This window comes from Kitasatospora cineracea (genome assembly GCF_003751605.1).
Classification (GTDB): Bacteria; Actinomycetota; Actinomycetes; order Streptomycetales; family Streptomycetaceae; genus Kitasatospora; species Kitasatospora cineracea.
Map to the genome: position 1 here is coordinate 3,641,401 of NZ_RJVJ01000001.1, position 14,214 is coordinate 3,655,614.

Genomic DNA, 14,214 nt, shown 5'->3' on the forward strand with positions numbered 1-14,214 from the left:
CCCGCGCCGCACCCCCGCCCGGCGGCCTCACTCCGCCGGGCGGGCCAGCTCCTCCGCCAGCGAGCGCTGGAACGCCGTCACCAGCGCCTGCACCACCATCGGCTGGATCCGGTCGGTCAGCTCCCGCATCCGCTCCAGCTCCGCGGGCGCCGGGCCGCTCTCCCGGTACGGGCGCCACACGGTGTCCCGGAACAGCCGGTGCAGGTCGTGCGCCGTCGCCCGGCTGTGCAGCCGCACCACCGCCCGGGCCGCCAGCAGCGTCTCCAGCGGGATCGGCACGTCCAGCACCCGCACCCCCAGCGGCAGCAGGCCCGGGTCGACCTTGAACACGTCCGGGTCGCCGGTGCGGTGCAGCGCGCCCATCGCCGCCAGCGAGTCCAGGTCCGCGTCCGACAGCGCCCGCCCGGCGCGCCGCTCCACCTGCTCCCGGCTCGCCTCCTCGGCCGACTCCGGCGTCCAGGACGCCACCAGCGCCCGGTGGATCGCCAGGTCCAACTCGCCGATGTCCTGCGGCAGTTGCGCCAGGTAGCGGTCGATCGCGGCCAGCGTCAGCCCCTGCCGCTGCAACTCCTCGATCAGCTCCAGCCGCCCCAGGTGCTCCGCCCCGTACCACCCCACCCGCCGCGCCCCCAGCTCCGGCGGCGGCAGCAGCCCCTTCGTCCCGTAGAACCGCAGCGTCCGCACCGTCACCCCGGCCCGGTCCGCCAGCTCCTCCACCGTCCACCGCGGCCCGTCCACCACACCCGACCCCTCACCCAGACCCCACTGTGACACCGGCAGTGTCGCACCCGCCGCCGCCCCCGCACCAGGACACCCGGGGGCGGTCGGCGCGGGCCGAGCGGGGGTCCGGTCAGCCGCTGGCGAGCAGTTCGGCGTGGTGGCGGCGGGTGACCTCGGGGTGGGCGCGGCTGTAGCCCTTCAGCTCGTTGGTGCCGAACTCGGCGTGCAGCGGGTTGCCGGGGTCCCGGGTGATGCCGGGGGCGTGGTGGGCGTGCGGGAAGTCGAGCGGGGTGATGTGGGCGTCCAGGCGCGGGTTGTAGAAGAACGGGACGGAGAAGCGCTCGCGGGCGCCGGGCGGGGAGAGCACGCGGTGGGAGGTGGCCTTGAGGTAGCCGTCGGTGGCGACCTCGAGGAGTTCGCCGAGGTTGACGACGAAGGCGCCGTCCAGCGGGGGGACGTCCAGGAAGGTGCCGTCGGGGCGTTCGACCTGGAGGCCGCCGACGGTGTCCTGGAGGAGCAGGGTGATGAAGCCGTAGTCCTTGTGGGTGCCGACGCCCTGCGGGGGGCCGTCGGGGGCGCTGCCCGGGTAGCGGACCAGCTTGAGGTGCAGGTGGGGGTGCGGGGCGAAGGCGTCGTCGTAGAAGTCGGGGCGGGCGCCGATCGAGGCGAGCAGTTCGTGCAGCAGGCGGCGGCCGACGCCGTCGAGGCGGTCGATCCAGTGCAGGGCGGCGGTGCGCAGCTCGGGCAGGGCGGCGGGCCACTGGTTGGGCCCCTCCAGCCACCAGTAGGCGGGCTCGCCGGGGGCCGGGACGTGCGGCGGCAGTTCGGGGCCGATGTCGAGCTGGTCGCGCCAGTCGCGGCGGCCGCCGGTGCGCTCGTCGCCGGTGCGGGTGTAGCCGCGGAAGTGCGGGGAGTTGAGGTTGCTGACCGACAGCCGGTCGGTCTCGGGTAGGGCGAAGAAGGCCCGCATCGCGGAGGTCAGCGCGGCGGTCTCGGCGGGGGTGACGCCGTGCCCGGTGAGCTGGAAGAAGCCGACGCCGGTGGCGGCCGCGCGCAGGTCGCGGTGCAGGCGTTCCCGGTCGGCGGGGGTGCCGTCGGCGAGCGAGAGGTCGATGACGGGGAGGGAGGTGGGGTGCTGCTGCGTCATGGGGGTGCGTCCGCGGTGGTGAAGACCCCGGCGGGGACGGCGGATCACGCCGGACGGGCCGGGGGGACGGGGGCCCGCGCGTCCCGGTGGGGGAGGGCGGGGGCCGGAGGGGGAGGGGTGAGGTCAGCCGGAGCGTCGACAGGACATGCTCGTGACGCGGAGCAGGTCCACGTGGCGACGGCTGACGAGTAGGAGCACCCCACCAGGCTACAACCCCCGCCCGGAAGCCTCCGGGCGGTACCGGCGGCGCCGCGGGGCCCGTCAGTACCCGGTGGCGCCGTCGATCCGTTCGCGCAGCAGGTCCGCGTGCCCGTTGTGGCGGGCGTACTCGGCGAGCAGGTGCACCAGGACGCGGCGCAGCGACACCGGCTGCCCGGTGGCCTTGTGGGTGCCGGTGGCGTCCAGCGAGGGCGCCTCGGCGACGATCCGGCGGGACACCTCGACCTGGGCGCGCCAGGTGGCCAGGGCCTGGTCGAAGTCCCCGTCGAGGCGCTCGAAGTCCTGGTCCGGGTCGTCGTCCGAGTAGTACACCAGCGGCCGGGACTCGTCCTCGGCGAACTGGATCTGCAGCCACCACTGCTCGACCCCGGCCAGGTGCCGCACCAGCCCGTGCAGGGTCAGCCCGGACGGCGGCACCAGGAACTCCGACAGCCGCTCGGTCGGGACGCCCGCGCACTTCAGCGCGAAGGTCTCGCGGTGGAACTCCAGGTAGGAGAGCAGGATCTCCCGCTCGTCGCCGACCAGCGGCGGATCGGCCCGGCCCGCGATGCCGGCCCAGGCGGGCGAGAAGTTCTGCGGCGAGGTGGTGGATTCGCTCATCGGGCCAGCCTGCCAGCTGCCCGTGACAGCGCCCGGACCGGACGCGCCGGGAGCCGCCGCGGGCGGGCCGGGAGGTGTCGCGGGCGCGGGCCCGGGAGCCGCTGCGGACCGCGCGGGTTTCAGAGGGTCACCACCAGCTTCTTCGCGTGCACTCCGCGCTTCAACTCCCGCAGGGCGTCGGGGATCCGGTCGAGGCCGTGGCCGACGACGACGGCGTCCGGTGCGGCCCGGTAGGCGCCGGTGGCCAGTGCGGACGGCAGGAAGCCGGTGTAGACGGCGGGCCCGACCTCGTTGTCCTTCAGGGTGCCGCCCCAGACGCCGCTGACCCGGACGCCGCGTCGGAGCGCGCGCAGGGCCGGGAGGCGGACGAGGACCGCGGGCTGGGTAGAGGCGATCCGCCCGCTGCCCGCCGCGCGGGCCGCGATCGGGACCGTCCGGCGGAGCGAACCGGCCCCGATCGCCAGGGTGCCCGCGAGCGGACCGCCGTCGAGCAGTTCCAGGACCCGCTCGACGGCGTCGGGGGCGGTGCGGTCGACGGCGTGCGCGGCGCCCAGGGCGCGGACGTGGTCGAAACCGGCCGGCGAGGCGGTGGCCACCACCCGGTAGCCGGCGTTGCGGGCGAGCTGGATCGCGTTGCTCCCGACGCTCGTCGCGCCGCCCCAGACCAGCACCGTCTCCCCCCGGTCGGCGGGCCGGGCGGAGGGCGGCGCGAGGCCGAGGTGGTCCTGCTGGAACAGGCCGGTGGCGGCGGTCGAGAGGGCCAGCGGGAGCACGGCCGCCCGGAAGAAGGGCAGCGCGTCGGGCAGCGGGGCGACCATGTGCTCCAGGAGCACGGCGTAGTGCTGGAAGGCGCTCTCGGCCGGACGGTTGCGGGACTCGTCGACGCCGAACGCGTGCCCGAGGACGCGGTCCCCCGGGCGCAGCCGGGTCACGCCCGGGCCCGTCTCGACGACCTCGCCCGCGACGTCCGAGCCCACGACGGCGGGGAAGGCCAGCCAGGGCAGCGCCAGGCGGTACAGGAAGCCCGGGAGGCCGTCGATCGGGTTCACGGCGACCGCCCGCACCCGGACGACGACCTCGCCCGCCGCCGGGGGTGTGTAGGGCGCGGGGCCGACGGTGAAGGGCGCGCCCCGCTTCGGCAGCCACAGCGCGGTGTTCGGGTGGGTCATCTCGGTTCCCGCTCCCTGGAGTTGGCGATCCGGTACGTCGGTGTCCGGCACCCAGAGACTAGGCAGTGCCTAGAAACTAGTCAATGACTAGTTTTGGATAGGATGGGGCCATGTCCCACCGGCCCTTCCACCACGGCAACCTTCGCGCCGTGCTGCTCGAACAGGCGGAGAAGGTGCTCCGCGAACGCGGACTCGACGCGCTCTCCCTCCGCGAACTGGCCCGCGAGGCCGGGGTCAGCCACGGCGCCCCGCGCAGCCACTTCCCCGACCGGGGCGCCCTGCTCGACGCGCTCGCGGAACGCGGCTTCCTCCGCCTCGCCGACGAGATCCGCCGGGCCGCCGCCCGGGCCCGGGACGGCCTCGCCCCCGACCGCACCCCCGACGCCGCGCACGACCAGGTGCGCACCCTGCGCGCGGCGGCCCGGGCGTACGTGGAATTCGCCGTCCGGGAACCGGCGCTGCTCGACCTGATGTTCACGACGAAGGCCGAAGAGCCCTCCGCGGCGGTGGGCGCCGCCGCGGAGCGCCTGTTCGCCGCGCTGGCCGACCTCATGGCCGCGGGCGCCGCGTCGGGCGCCTACCCGGCGTCCGACGTCGGCCGGCTCACCCTCCTCCTGTCCGCGACCGTCCAGGGCGCCTCGGCACTCGTCACCTCCCGCCGGATCACGCCCGCCCAGGGCGAGGACCTCGTCGACGACGCGATCGCCCTCCTCCTCGCCGGAGCGGCGGCCGGGGCATAGGCCCGGCCCGGCGGGACGGTCAGGGGCGTCCCGGCGCGGACGGGTGCGTCTGCCGTGCCGCGCTCACGGGTGCTCCGGCTGCGGGTCCCGGTCGTCCGGAGCGGGTGCGCCGCTGCGGCGGGCGGCGTCGGCGGTCGCGTCGTACCCCTCCTGCGGGCCGCGGACGTCCGGGTCGGGCTCGCGGGTCGGCCGGACGTCGGCGGCCCGGTCCCCGTACCGGCGGTCGCCCTCGCTGCCCGGCCGGCCCGTGCTGCGGTCGGCGTTCCGGTCCTCGGGTGCGGGGTCGCGGCGTGCGGTCATCGGTGCCTCCTCGGGCTCGGGGCGTGCGGTCCCGGCCTCCCGGCTACCCGGCCGGCCGCCGCGCAATCCGCCCGGCTGTTCCGCCGCGTCCGGACAGATTGCGCGGCGGCCGGTCGTTCCGCCGTGTCCACCGGGCCCGGCGGGCCGTCAGTGCGAGACGGCGAGCTGGACGGCGTGGTGGCGCGGGGACTCGATCTCCTCCAGCAGGGCGACGGCCAGGTCGGCGTGCGAGATCCGGCCGGTGGCCGGCGCGTCCGTCTCCCGCCCCTCTCCGTGCAGTCGGCGCGACGCGCTCCGGCGTGCTTGACCCTGACCCGCGGGTCAAGGGCTAGCGTTCCGGCACCTGCCGTCCGGTACTCCCCGAGGAGCCGTCCATGAGCGTGCCCGAAACCGTCCGCGAGATCCGCCTCGCCCGCCGCCCGCAGGGCCGTCCGGTCGCCGCCGACCTGGCGGTGGTCGAGACGCCCGCCCCGAGGCCCGCGGCGGGTCAGGTTCTGCTGCGCAACCGGTGGTTCCTGCTGTTCGCCGGGCTGGCGACGCTGCTCGGCGAGACCCCGCCGGGTACGCCGTTCCCGCCGATCGAACCCGGCGACACGCTGTTCGGGCCGGCCGTCGGAGAGGTGGTCGACGCCCCGGCGGGCAGCGGGCTGCGCCCCGGCGACCTGGTCGTCCACTTCCGGGGCTGGCGCGAGTACGCGGTGGCCGGCCCGGACGAACTGACCCCGCTGGTAGAGGAGTTGGCCGATCCGGCGGCCCACCTCGCGCCCGGCTCGGTCGGCTACGGGGTGCTCACCCGCATCGCGCCGGTCCGCCCCGGCGACACCGTGCTGGTCACCGGCGCGGCCGGAGGCGTCGGGACCCTGGCCGGCCAGACCGCCCGGCTGCTCGGTGCGGGCACCGTCATCGGCACCACCGGCTCCCCGGCCAAGGCCGAGCGGCTGCGCGAACTCGGCTACGACGCCGTGCTGGTGGACGAGCGGACGGGCGACGGGCCCGGCCGTGCCGAGCGCTTCGCCCGGCAGCTCGCCGAGGCCGCACCCGACGGCATCGACCTGCTGATCGACAACGTCGGCGGCCACCAGGCCGAGGCGGCCCTCGCCGCCGCCCGCCCCGGCGCCCGCGCCGCCCTGGTCGGCGTGCTCTCCGGACAGCTCGGCGACACCCCGGCCGCGCACCCCCCGCTGCGCCTGGACGCCTTCCAGCTCATCATCAAGGGCGTTCGGCTGGTCGGCTGCGGGAACGCCGGGCAGGCCGAGGTGGAGGCCGCGTGGCGGCCCCGCTTCGGCGAGTGGCTGCGGGAGGGCCGGATCGCCTTCCCGCACGTCCGGGTGAGCGGCCTGGAACGGGCCCCGCGGGCCTTCCAGGAGATGACCGAGGGGCGGCACTTCGGCACGGTGCTGGTGGAACTGCCCGCGGAATGACCGGGCGGCGCCGGCGGTTCCAAGGACCACCGGCCGCCGTCCACCGGCGGCCGGGCACCGGCCACCGGGGAGGACGCACGGACATGACGCTCATGCGGATTGGGGACGCGGCCGCCGCCGCCGGAGCCACGCCCAGGGCGCTGCGCCTGTACGAGCAGCGCGGCCTGCTGCCGCCGCCCGCCCGCAGCACCAGCGGCCAGCGCTGCTACGACAGCGCGGACGTGGCCCGGGTCCGGGTGATCCGCACCCTGCTCTCCCTCGGGCTAACCATCGAGGACCTGCGCGGCCACGCCGAGTCCTTCGACCTGCTGGTCGCGGACCCGGCCCGCCGCTGCACGGGCGCCTCCGGCGGTCCGGTGGTCCGGCGCCGCCTCGCCGCGCTGGACGCCGAGATCGCCCGGCTCACCCGGCTGCGGGCCGCGCTCGCGCACGCCGCCGGTCCGGCCGCGGGGTGAGCGGCCGTCAGTCGGCGGCCGTCAGGCGCCGCGGTGCCCGGCCGGCCGCCGGCTGACGGCCGGTCAGGATCCGCCGTGGTGCCGGGCCAGCAGGACGGCCTCCCGGCGCAGCGCCTCGTCGCCGGTGCGGTCGGCCGCGGCGAGCAGGTGGCCGGGGTAGGCGGACTGCAGGTCGGGGCGGTGCACCAGCAGCCCGTAGACGGACCAGAGCAGGTGCTCGCGGGTCAGCGGGCCGGGGCGGTGCGCCGGGTACCAGACGTCGTCGAAGCGGGGGCGCAGCGCGGGGTCGGTGAGCAGGGTGAGCAGCCGGTCGAGGTGGCGGACCGGCAGGTCGGGGTCGTGGCCGGCGGAGGCGTGCACGGCGGCGACGTACAGCGCGGGGTGGTCCTCGGTGAGGGTCTCGGCGAGGACGGCGCGGGCGCCGGTGGTGGCGGTGCCGGCCAGCGCGAGCAGCAGGGAGAGCCGGACGGACGGGTCGGTCTCGGTGCGCCACAGGCCGAGCAGGCAGCCCGGGTCGGGGGCGAGCGGGAGGGCGGCGCGGCGGACCGCCGGGTCCGGGTCGGTGAGCAGCGGCAGGGCCCGGGAGCGGTGCCGTTCGGGCAGGTCGGGGGCGGCGGGCAGCAGGCGGGCCAGCAGGGCGGTGAGCGGTCCGCGGGCGGCGCCGGTGGCGGGGTCGGCGGCCAGCGCGAGCAGGAATGGCAGGGCGACGGGGGTCGCGGACGGGACGGGCCGCCCGGGTTCGGGGATCAGGCAGTACAGCAGTTCGCAGTCCTCGGGGCGGCCGCCGTCGGGCCCGACGGCGGCCAGCCGGTGCAGCACCCGCGGCACCATCGTCGCGGGGCTGGACCAGTGCGCGGTCTCCAGCCCCTCCCACCGCGTGGCGTCCAGTTCCGTCAGCGGGATTTCCGTGGTCATGCGCTCCCCCGTACTCGGCCGTGCCCCGTGAAGATCACGGACATTCTGGGGCGGAGCCGTCGCGCTGTCGTGGGGATTTTCCGCCCGGGACGAAAACTTTGCCGAGGTGATGCGGGGGAGTGATGGAGGGTCACGGAAGGGATCGGCCCGGTGGCCGACCGTCGCCGCCGCACCACGGAAACGCAGGTCACGGCGACGGTCGGTGACGACCGGTCAGGCGCCGGCGCGCGGTCGGCCGACCACCCGGCGCCTGGCCGTGCGACCGCCCGGCGTCCGGCCGGCCGACCGCTCGGCGCCCGTCCGGTCAGGCGCCGGCGCGCGCCCCGACGTACGCGGCGAGGTGGCGGCCGGTCAGCGTGCTGCCGTCGGCGACCAGGGCGGCGGGGGTGCCCTCGAAGACGATCCGGCCGCCGTCGTGGCCGGCGCCCGGGCCGAGGTCGATGATCCAGTCGGCGTGCGCCATCACCGCCTGGTGGTGCTCGACCACGATCACCGACTTGCCGGAGTCGACCAGCCGGTCCAGCAGGCCGAGCAGCTGCTCGACGTCGGCCAGGTGCAGTCCGGCGGTCGGCTCGTCCAGCACGTACACGCCGCCCTTCTCGGCCATCTGCGCGGCCAGCTTGAGGCGCTGGCGCTCGCCGCCGGAGAGCGTGGTGAGCGGCTGGCCGAGCGTCAGGTAGCCGAGGCCGACGTCGGAGAGCCGCTTGAGGACGGTGTGCGCGGCGGGCGTGCGGGCCTCGCCGGCGCCGAAGAACTCCCGCGCCGCGTCGACGGACATCGCCAGCACCTCGGCGATGTTCCGGCCGCCGAGCCGGTACTCCAGCACCGCGGCCTGGAAGCGCCTGCCCTCGCACTCCTCGCAGACCGTCGCCACCCCGGCCATCATGCCCAGGTCGGTGTAGACCACGCCCGCGCCGTTGCAGGCCGGGCAGGCGCCCTCCGAGTTGGCGCTGAACAGGGCGGGCTTCACCCCGTTCGCCTTGGCGAAGGCCTTGCGGATCGGCTCCAGCAGGCCCGAGTAGGTGGCCGGGTTGGAACGCCGCGAGCCCCGGATCGGGCTCTGGTCGATCGCCACCACGCCCTCCGGTACCCCGCCCGCCAGCGCCTTCCCGCTGACCAGCGAGCCGTGCACCAGCGAGCTCTTCCCGGAGCCCGCCACGCCCGTCACCACCGCCAGCACGCCCAGCGGCACGTCCACGTCGACCTTGCGCAGGTTGTGCGCGTCGGCCCCGCGGATCTCCAACGCGCCGGTGGGGGTGCGGACTTCGGGCTTGAGCGCGGCCCGGTCGTCGAAGTGCCGGCCGGTGACGGTGCCGCTGGCCCGCAGCCCGGCCACGCTGCCCTCGAAGCACACCTCGCCGCCCGCCGAGCCGGCCCCCGGGCCGAGGTCGACCACGTGGTCGGCGATCTCGATGGTCTCCGGCTTGTGCTCCACCACCAGCACCGTGTTGCCCTTGTCGCGCAGCTGCCGCAGCAGCCCGTTCATCCGCTGGATGTCGTGCGGGTGCAGGCCGGTGGTCGGCTCGTCGAAGACGTACGTGACGTCGGTCAGCGAGGAGCCCAGGTGCCGGATCATCTTCACCCGCTGCGCCTCGCCGCCGGACAGCGTCCCGGCCGGGCGGTCCAGTGACAGGTAGCCGAGGCCGATCGCGGTGAACGAGTCCAGCAGCTGGCGCAGCGAGGCCAGCAGCGGGGCCACCGTCGGCTCGTCCAACTCCCGTACCCAGTCGGCCAGGTCGCTGATCTGCAGGGCGCAGGCGTCGGCGATCGAGACGCCCCTGATCCTGGAGGCGCGGGCGCCCGGACCGAGCCGGGTGCCGTCGCACTCGGGGCAGGTGGCGAAGGCGACGGCCCGGTCCACGAACTCGCGGACGTGCGGCTGGAGGGCGGCCCGGTCCTTGGCCAGCATGGACTTCCGGACCCGCAGCACCAGGCCCTCGTAGGTCATGTTGATGCCGGCGATCTTCATCCGGACCGGCTCCCGGTACAGGAAGTCGTGCCGCTCCTGCTCGCCGTACGCGTCGATCGCCTTGTCCGGGTCGACCAGGCCGGACTCGGTGTACAGCCGGTGGTTCCAGCCGCCGGGCTTGTAGCCGGGGATGGTCAGCGCGCCCTCGTTCAGCGACTTCGTGCCGTCGTACAGCTGCCCCAGGTCGATGTCCGAGACGCTGCCCCGGCCCTCGCAGCGCGGGCACATCCCGCCGCTCCGCCCGAACGTCCGCTCCTCGGTCGTCGTGCCCTCGCCGCGCTCCACCGTGATCGCGCCCGCGCCGTGCACCGTCGGCACGTTGAAGGAGAACGCGGGCGGCGGCCCGAGGTACGGGTCGCCGAGCCGGCTGAACAGGATCCGCAGCATCGCGTTGGCGTCCGTCGCGGTGCCCACCGTCGAGCGCGGGTCGGCGCCCATCCGCTGCTGGTCCACGACGATCGCGGTGGTCAGACCGTCCAGCACGTCCACCTCGGGGCGGCTCAGCGACGGCATGAAGCCCTGCACGAAGGCGCTGTACGTCTCGTTGATCAGCCGCTGCGACTCCGCCGCGACCGTCCCGAACACCAGCGAGCTCTTGCCCGAGCCGGACACCCCGGTGAACACCGTCAGCCTGCGCTTGGGCAGCTCCACGCTGACGTCCTTCAGGTTGTTCACCCGGGCCCCGTGCACCCGGATCAGGTCGTGGCTGTCCGCCGGGTGCCGCCCGTCCGCACCGCTCGTCGCCGCCGCGCCGCTCATCGTCCTCGTCCCTCCGTCCGGCGGCGCCCGTGGCGACCCCGCGGCCCCGATCCAACCACCCGGAACCGACGGGCAGCGGTCCGCGTCTCCATAAAGCGCGGGTAAAGTGACCGGCCGAACCACCCGGGAGGCACCCATGCGGACACAGAAGCGGACGGCGGACCGGAGCCGGTCGGCCACGCCGGTGGCCCCGGGAGCCCCGCTGGCCGCCGCCGTCCTGGCCGCACTGGCGCTGCTCACCGCCGCCGCCACCCCGGCGACCGCCGCCGACCCGACCCCCGGGCCCACCGCCGCCGCGACCGCACCCGCAGCCTCCGCGCCCGCCGCCTCCGGCTCCGCGGCCGGGCTGCTGCCCGCCGAGGCCACCCAGGCCGAGCGGCTGGCCGCCGAACTGCGCAGGGACCCGGTCTACATCTCCGCCGACCAGCCGCGCCAGGTGCCCCGCTCGCTCGGCCCGGAGTTCGCCGCCGTCGCCCGCCGGACCGGCGTTCCCACCTACGTGCTGGTGCTGCCCGACGCCGACCGGACGCTGCTCGCCCAGGTGCACGACCGGCTCGGCGCCGACGGCCTGTACGTGCTGGTGCAGAAGTACGGCGGCCTGACCGTCTCCGCGTTCGGCGTCGACCTCCCCGCCGAGGACGCCGCCCGGATCGCCAACCACGTCACCCCGTACGACGCCGGGCCGCTGGCCGGGTTCACCGTCTTCGCCGACAAGGTCCGGCTGGGCAAGGACCGGGCCGCCGCGGAAGCCCTCGCGACGGAACGGCACGGCGACGACGACTACGCCGGCCGCTACATCTCCGCCACCGACCGGCAGAACCAGAACCTGCTGCTCGGCCTGGCGGTCGTGGTGCTCCCCGGTCTGCTGCTCGCCCTCGGCCTGCGGCTCTCCCGCCGCCGCGGCCTCCCGCGCCCCACCGAACCGGCCCCCGCCGCGCGCCGGCCCGGGGCCGTCGACCTGGGCAAGCAGCAGGCCGTAGCCCTCGCCAGGGCCAAGGACCCCGCCGCCAAGGGCCCCACCGCCAAGAGCCCCGCGAAGAGCACCGTCGCCAAGAGCCCCGGGAAGAAGGCCGGGCAGCCCGCCCCGGCGCCGCTGCGCCGCACCGTGCTCGCGGTGACCCTGCTGGCCACGGTCGCCGCCGTGCTCGGCGTGGTGCTCGCCGCCCCCAAGGTCTTCCCGCAGACCCTCGACGACCCCGACCTCACCGTCACCCGGGCCGACCTGGACGCCCGCACCACCGAGGCCGCCGCCGCGCTCGCCGCCGACGGGATCTACCAGGACCCCTCCGCCCCGACCGTGCTGACGCCCGCCCAACTGGCCGCCGTCCGGCAGCGGACGGCCGAGCTGGCCGCCAGGACCCCGGTGTACCTGCTGTTCACCGGGTCCGACAGCGACGACGAGAGCGGCGGCAGCGGCACCACCCTGCTCGCCCAGGTGCACCAGCGCACCGGCCGGGACGGCGTGTACGTGCAGGTCGACCCGGTGGGCGGCTACTTCGAACTCGCCGAGTTCGGCCCGGCCGGCACCGACGCCCCCACCCGCTTCCGGCGCGCCGACCTGCGCTACCCCGACCGCAGCACCGCCTCCGACGACCTGCGCATCCCGGACCGGCTGAACAGCGTCCTGGACACCGTGGCCGCCGCCCGGCCCACCGGCGAACCGGCCTACGGCAACGGTCCCACCGCCCTGCCCGAACTGCGCAGCAACAAGCTCCCGCCGCTGTTCAGCAGCGACTTCGGCCCCGGCCTGATGCTCGGCTTCATGCTGTACGGCGTCCTGCTGCTGCTCGCCTGGGCCGCGATCGCCGTCACCCGGGCGGTGGTCCGCTCCCGGCGCGCCCCGGCCGCCGACCCGACCCCGCCGCAGCACGCCGCCCCCGGCCCCCGGCGCACCGCGGCCCAGCCGTCCGCCCGCCAACTGCGCGGCTGGGCCGCCGAGGACACCCGGGCGCTGGCCGTCCGGCTCGCCGCCGCCGACCAGGACGCCTCCGGCCGGGCCCGCGCCTGGGACTGCCTGGACGCCGCCGAACTCCTGCTCGGCGAGGACGGCGGCCGCACCGCCGACCCGTCCGACCTGGCCGCCGCCACCGCCCTCGCCCGGGCCGGGTTCGACGCCCTGCACGGCAGCCGGGAGGCCCGGCTGTGCCGGCTCAGCCCGCTGCACGGCGCGGCCGACGGCGGCAGGGTCCCGTCCTGGTTCCCCGTCGTCGACCTCGGCACCGGCACCGCCCGCCTGTGCACCGGCTGCCGGGACGCCCTCCGGCGCAGCGGCGCCGACCGCCCCGCCGCCGACCGGGCCGCCCGCCGCGCCGAGGCCGACAAGCTGCTGCTCCGGGTGCCCGGCGCGGACGGCCGCACCGAGGCCACCGTCTGGGACCGGTCCGGCCAGGTCCTGCCCGCCGCGCTCGAGAACCTCGACGCACTCGTCCTCAGGGCCAGGGAGTCCGCCAGTGTCCAGTGACCGCACCACCGCCGCCGCGACCGCCGCGACCGCCGCCCCGCGCCACCGGCCGCTGCCGGGCCTGCTGGCCGCCCTGCTGCTGGCCTGCGCCGCCCTGCTCGGCACCGGCGCCCCGGCCCGCGCCGACGCCACCCCCGCCACCACGGCGACCGGCGAGAGCATCGCCGCGGCGCTCAAGACCTCCCCGGTGTACGTCGACCCGGCCTTCGCCGCCGCCGTCACCCCCGCCCAGCAGCAGCAGATCGCCGAGCAGATCGCCGCCACCGGACTGCCGATCAAGGTGGTGCTGGTGCCGCTGCAGCAGGGCGACGCCTTCGGCGGCCGTGCCAAGGGGCTGTCCGCCGTGGTGCAGGAGCGCCTCGGCCAGTCACCGCTGATCATGATCACCAGCGACGACTACGGCAGCTGGCTGAACGGCTACGAGTGGCCCTCCGACACCCACCAGGTCCGCGACTCGGCCAACGCCGTCAGCCTGCTCAAGGAACTCAAGGACGCCGGCCTGGCCGCCAAGGTCGGCCGGGCGGTCGAACTGATCAGCACCGGCAAGGGCACCGAGGTCTACAAGGCCGAGGCCGACCGGGTCGACCGCGAGTACTCGGCCCGCCCGCACACCGACGACACCGCCGGCGCCCCCGGCTCCTCCTCGTCCTCCACCGGCCTGTTCGCCCTCGCCGCCGTCCTGGTGCTCGCCCTGGTGATCGGCGCCGCCCTGGTGGCCCGCAGCCGCCGCCGCCCCCGCCACACCGCCTTCACCTTCCCCGACGCGGTGTTCGCCGCCGACCGGGCCGCCGACGAGGCCGGCCTGCGCCGCCAGGCCGCCGACGAGGTGCTCGCCCTCGGCACCCTCCTGGACGGCGCCGACGGCAGCACCACCCCCGGCCTCGGCCGCGCCCTGGACGCCTACGACGCGGCCGGCCGGGTCCTGGACGCCGCCGACGGCCTCCCCGACCTGGCCGGCGTCCTCGCCCTGGCCGCCGAGGGCCGCGCCGCGCTCGCCACCGAACCCCGGCTCCCGCTCTGCTTCTTCGACCCCCGCCACGGCACCGCCGCCCGCCGCACCACCTGGCGCCCGCTCGGCCGCCGCGAACGCGTCGACGTCGCCGTCTGCGAGGACTGCGCCCAGGCCCTCAAGGCCCGCCGCTCCCCCCAGGTCCTCGCCGTCCGCGACCAGGGCCGCACCGTCCCCTACTTCGAAGTCCCCGCCGACCGCAGCCTCTGGGCCGCCACCGGCTACGGCTCCCTCCTCTCCGGCCCCGACGACACCCTCGCCGCCCGCGTCACCACCGGCGCCTTCACCCGCACCACCCACCGCCGCCGCCCCACCGACCCCAAGGACTGA

General features: G+C 76.4%; 13 protein-coding genes. 5 read left to right on the top strand and 8 right to left on the bottom strand.

Annotated features, from left to right (window positions below):
- Positions 1-27: 27 nt before the first annotated feature.
- From EDD39_RS16545 to EDD39_RS16560, 5 genes are all read right to left on the bottom strand, one after another.
- Entirely contained in the window at positions 28-738 is a 711-nt protein-coding gene (locus tag EDD39_RS16545; RefSeq protein ID WP_123560513.1) for a MerR family transcriptional regulator, read from the bottom strand.
- Positions 739-850: 112 nt separating this feature from the next.
- Positions 851-1,867, bottom strand: a complete 1,017-nt coding sequence (locus tag EDD39_RS16550) for an isopenicillin N synthase family dioxygenase (RefSeq protein ID WP_123556852.1) — start codon at positions 1,865-1,867, stop codon at positions 851-853.
- A gap of 123 nt (positions 1,868-1,990) precedes the next feature.
- The gene (locus EDD39_RS42705; RefSeq protein WP_354644872.1) at positions 1,991-2,065 is read right to left on the bottom strand and encodes a putative leader peptide; all 75 of its coding nucleotides are present in this window, start codon (positions 2,063-2,065) and stop codon (positions 1,991-1,993) included.
- Between the two features lie 63 nt (positions 2,066-2,128).
- Positions 2,129-2,686, bottom strand: coding sequence for a DinB family protein (locus tag EDD39_RS16555; protein ID WP_123556854.1), 558 nt, complete (start codon positions 2,684-2,686; stop codon positions 2,129-2,131).
- A gap of 119 nt (positions 2,687-2,805) precedes the next feature.
- Positions 2,806-3,855, bottom strand: coding sequence for a zinc-binding alcohol dehydrogenase family protein (locus EDD39_RS16560; protein WP_123556856.1), 1,050 nt, complete (start codon positions 3,853-3,855; stop codon positions 2,806-2,808).
- Between the two features lie 110 nt (positions 3,856-3,965).
- Between EDD39_RS16560 and EDD39_RS16565 the strand changes: the two genes are divergently transcribed.
- On the top strand, positions 3,966-4,595 hold the full coding sequence (locus tag EDD39_RS16565) for a TetR/AcrR family transcriptional regulator (protein WP_123556858.1): 630 nt from the start codon (positions 3,966-3,968) through the stop codon (positions 4,593-4,595).
- Positions 4,596-4,658: 63 nt separating this feature from the next.
- Here the strand turns inward: EDD39_RS16565 and EDD39_RS16570 are convergent, their stop codons facing one another.
- On the bottom strand, positions 4,659-4,895 hold the full coding sequence (locus EDD39_RS16570; protein WP_123556860.1) for a hypothetical protein: 237 nt from the start codon (positions 4,893-4,895) through the stop codon (positions 4,659-4,661).
- 374 nt (positions 4,896-5,269) lie between these two features.
- On the opposite strand from EDD39_RS16570, the gene EDD39_RS16580 reads away from it, so the two are divergent.
- Together EDD39_RS16580 and EDD39_RS16585 are read left to right on the top strand one after the other, a co-directional pair.
- Positions 5,270-6,316 (top strand): MDR family NADP-dependent oxidoreductase, encoded by a 1,047-nt coding sequence (locus EDD39_RS16580; protein WP_123556862.1) that lies wholly within the window; start codon positions 5,270-5,272, stop codon positions 6,314-6,316.
- Between the two features lie 92 nt (positions 6,317-6,408).
- Positions 6,409-6,771 (top strand): MerR family transcriptional regulator, encoded by a 363-nt coding sequence (locus tag EDD39_RS16585; protein WP_123560514.1) that lies wholly within the window; start codon positions 6,409-6,411, stop codon positions 6,769-6,771.
- A gap of 63 nt (positions 6,772-6,834) precedes the next feature.
- On the opposite strand, the gene EDD39_RS16590 is transcribed toward EDD39_RS16585, so the two are convergent.
- Both EDD39_RS16590 and EDD39_RS16595 read right to left on the bottom strand, forming a co-directional pair.
- Complete coding sequence (locus EDD39_RS16590) at positions 6,835-7,686, bottom strand: HEAT repeat domain-containing protein (protein WP_123556864.1); 852 nt, start codon at positions 7,684-7,686, stop codon at positions 6,835-6,837.
- Positions 7,687-7,990: 304 nt separating this feature from the next.
- The gene (locus tag EDD39_RS16595; protein ID WP_123556866.1) at positions 7,991-10,414 is read right to left on the bottom strand and encodes an ATP-binding cassette domain-containing protein; all 2,424 of its coding nucleotides are present in this window, start codon (positions 10,412-10,414) and stop codon (positions 7,991-7,993) included.
- A gap of 136 nt (positions 10,415-10,550) precedes the next feature.
- On the opposite strand from EDD39_RS16595, the gene EDD39_RS42080 reads away from it, so the two are divergent.
- Together EDD39_RS42080 and EDD39_RS16605 are read left to right on the top strand one after the other, a co-directional pair.
- Positions 10,551-12,875, top strand: a complete 2,325-nt coding sequence (locus EDD39_RS42080; RefSeq protein ID WP_162870046.1) for a hypothetical protein — start codon at positions 10,551-10,553, stop codon at positions 12,873-12,875.
- Positions 12,865-14,214, top strand: coding sequence for a hypothetical protein (locus EDD39_RS16605; RefSeq protein ID WP_244256756.1), 1,350 nt, complete (start codon positions 12,865-12,867; stop codon positions 14,212-14,214). Before EDD39_RS42080 ends, EDD39_RS16605 begins: the two co-directional genes overlap by 11 nt.

What these genes read in the sequence shown, in the direction of transcription:
- EDD39_RS42080 (WP_162870046.1), top strand. Translation starts at nt 10,551, where the DNA reads ATGCGGACACAGAAGCGGACGGCGGACCGGAGCCGGTCGGCCACGCCG.
- EDD39_RS16550 (WP_123556852.1), bottom strand. Translation starts at nt 1,867, where the DNA reads ATGACGCAGCAGCACCCCACCTCCCTCCCCGTCATCGACCTCTCGCTC.
- EDD39_RS16585 (WP_123560514.1), top strand. Translation starts at nt 6,409, where the DNA reads ATGCGGATTGGGGACGCGGCCGCCGCCGCCGGAGCCACGCCCAGGGCG.
- EDD39_RS16595 (WP_123556866.1), bottom strand. Translation starts at nt 10,414, where the DNA reads ATGAGCGGCGCGGCGGCGACGAGCGGTGCGGACGGGCGGCACCCGGCG.
- EDD39_RS16580 (WP_123556862.1), top strand. Translation starts at nt 5,270, where the DNA reads ATGAGCGTGCCCGAAACCGTCCGCGAGATCCGCCTCGCCCGCCGCCCG.
- EDD39_RS16570 (WP_123556860.1), bottom strand. Translation starts at nt 4,895, where the DNA reads ATGACCGCACGCCGCGACCCCGCACCCGAGGACCGGAACGCCGACCGC.
- EDD39_RS16555 (WP_123556854.1), bottom strand. Translation starts at nt 2,686, where the DNA reads ATGAGCGAATCCACCACCTCGCCGCAGAACTTCTCGCCCGCCTGGGCC.
- EDD39_RS16590 (WP_123556864.1), bottom strand. Translation starts at nt 7,686, where the DNA reads ATGACCACGGAAATCCCGCTGACGGAACTGGACGCCACGCGGTGGGAG.
- EDD39_RS16565 (WP_123556858.1), top strand. Translation starts at nt 3,966, where the DNA reads ATGTCCCACCGGCCCTTCCACCACGGCAACCTTCGCGCCGTGCTGCTC.
- EDD39_RS16560 (WP_123556856.1), bottom strand. Translation starts at nt 3,855, where the DNA reads ATGACCCACCCGAACACCGCGCTGTGGCTGCCGAAGCGGGGCGCGCCC.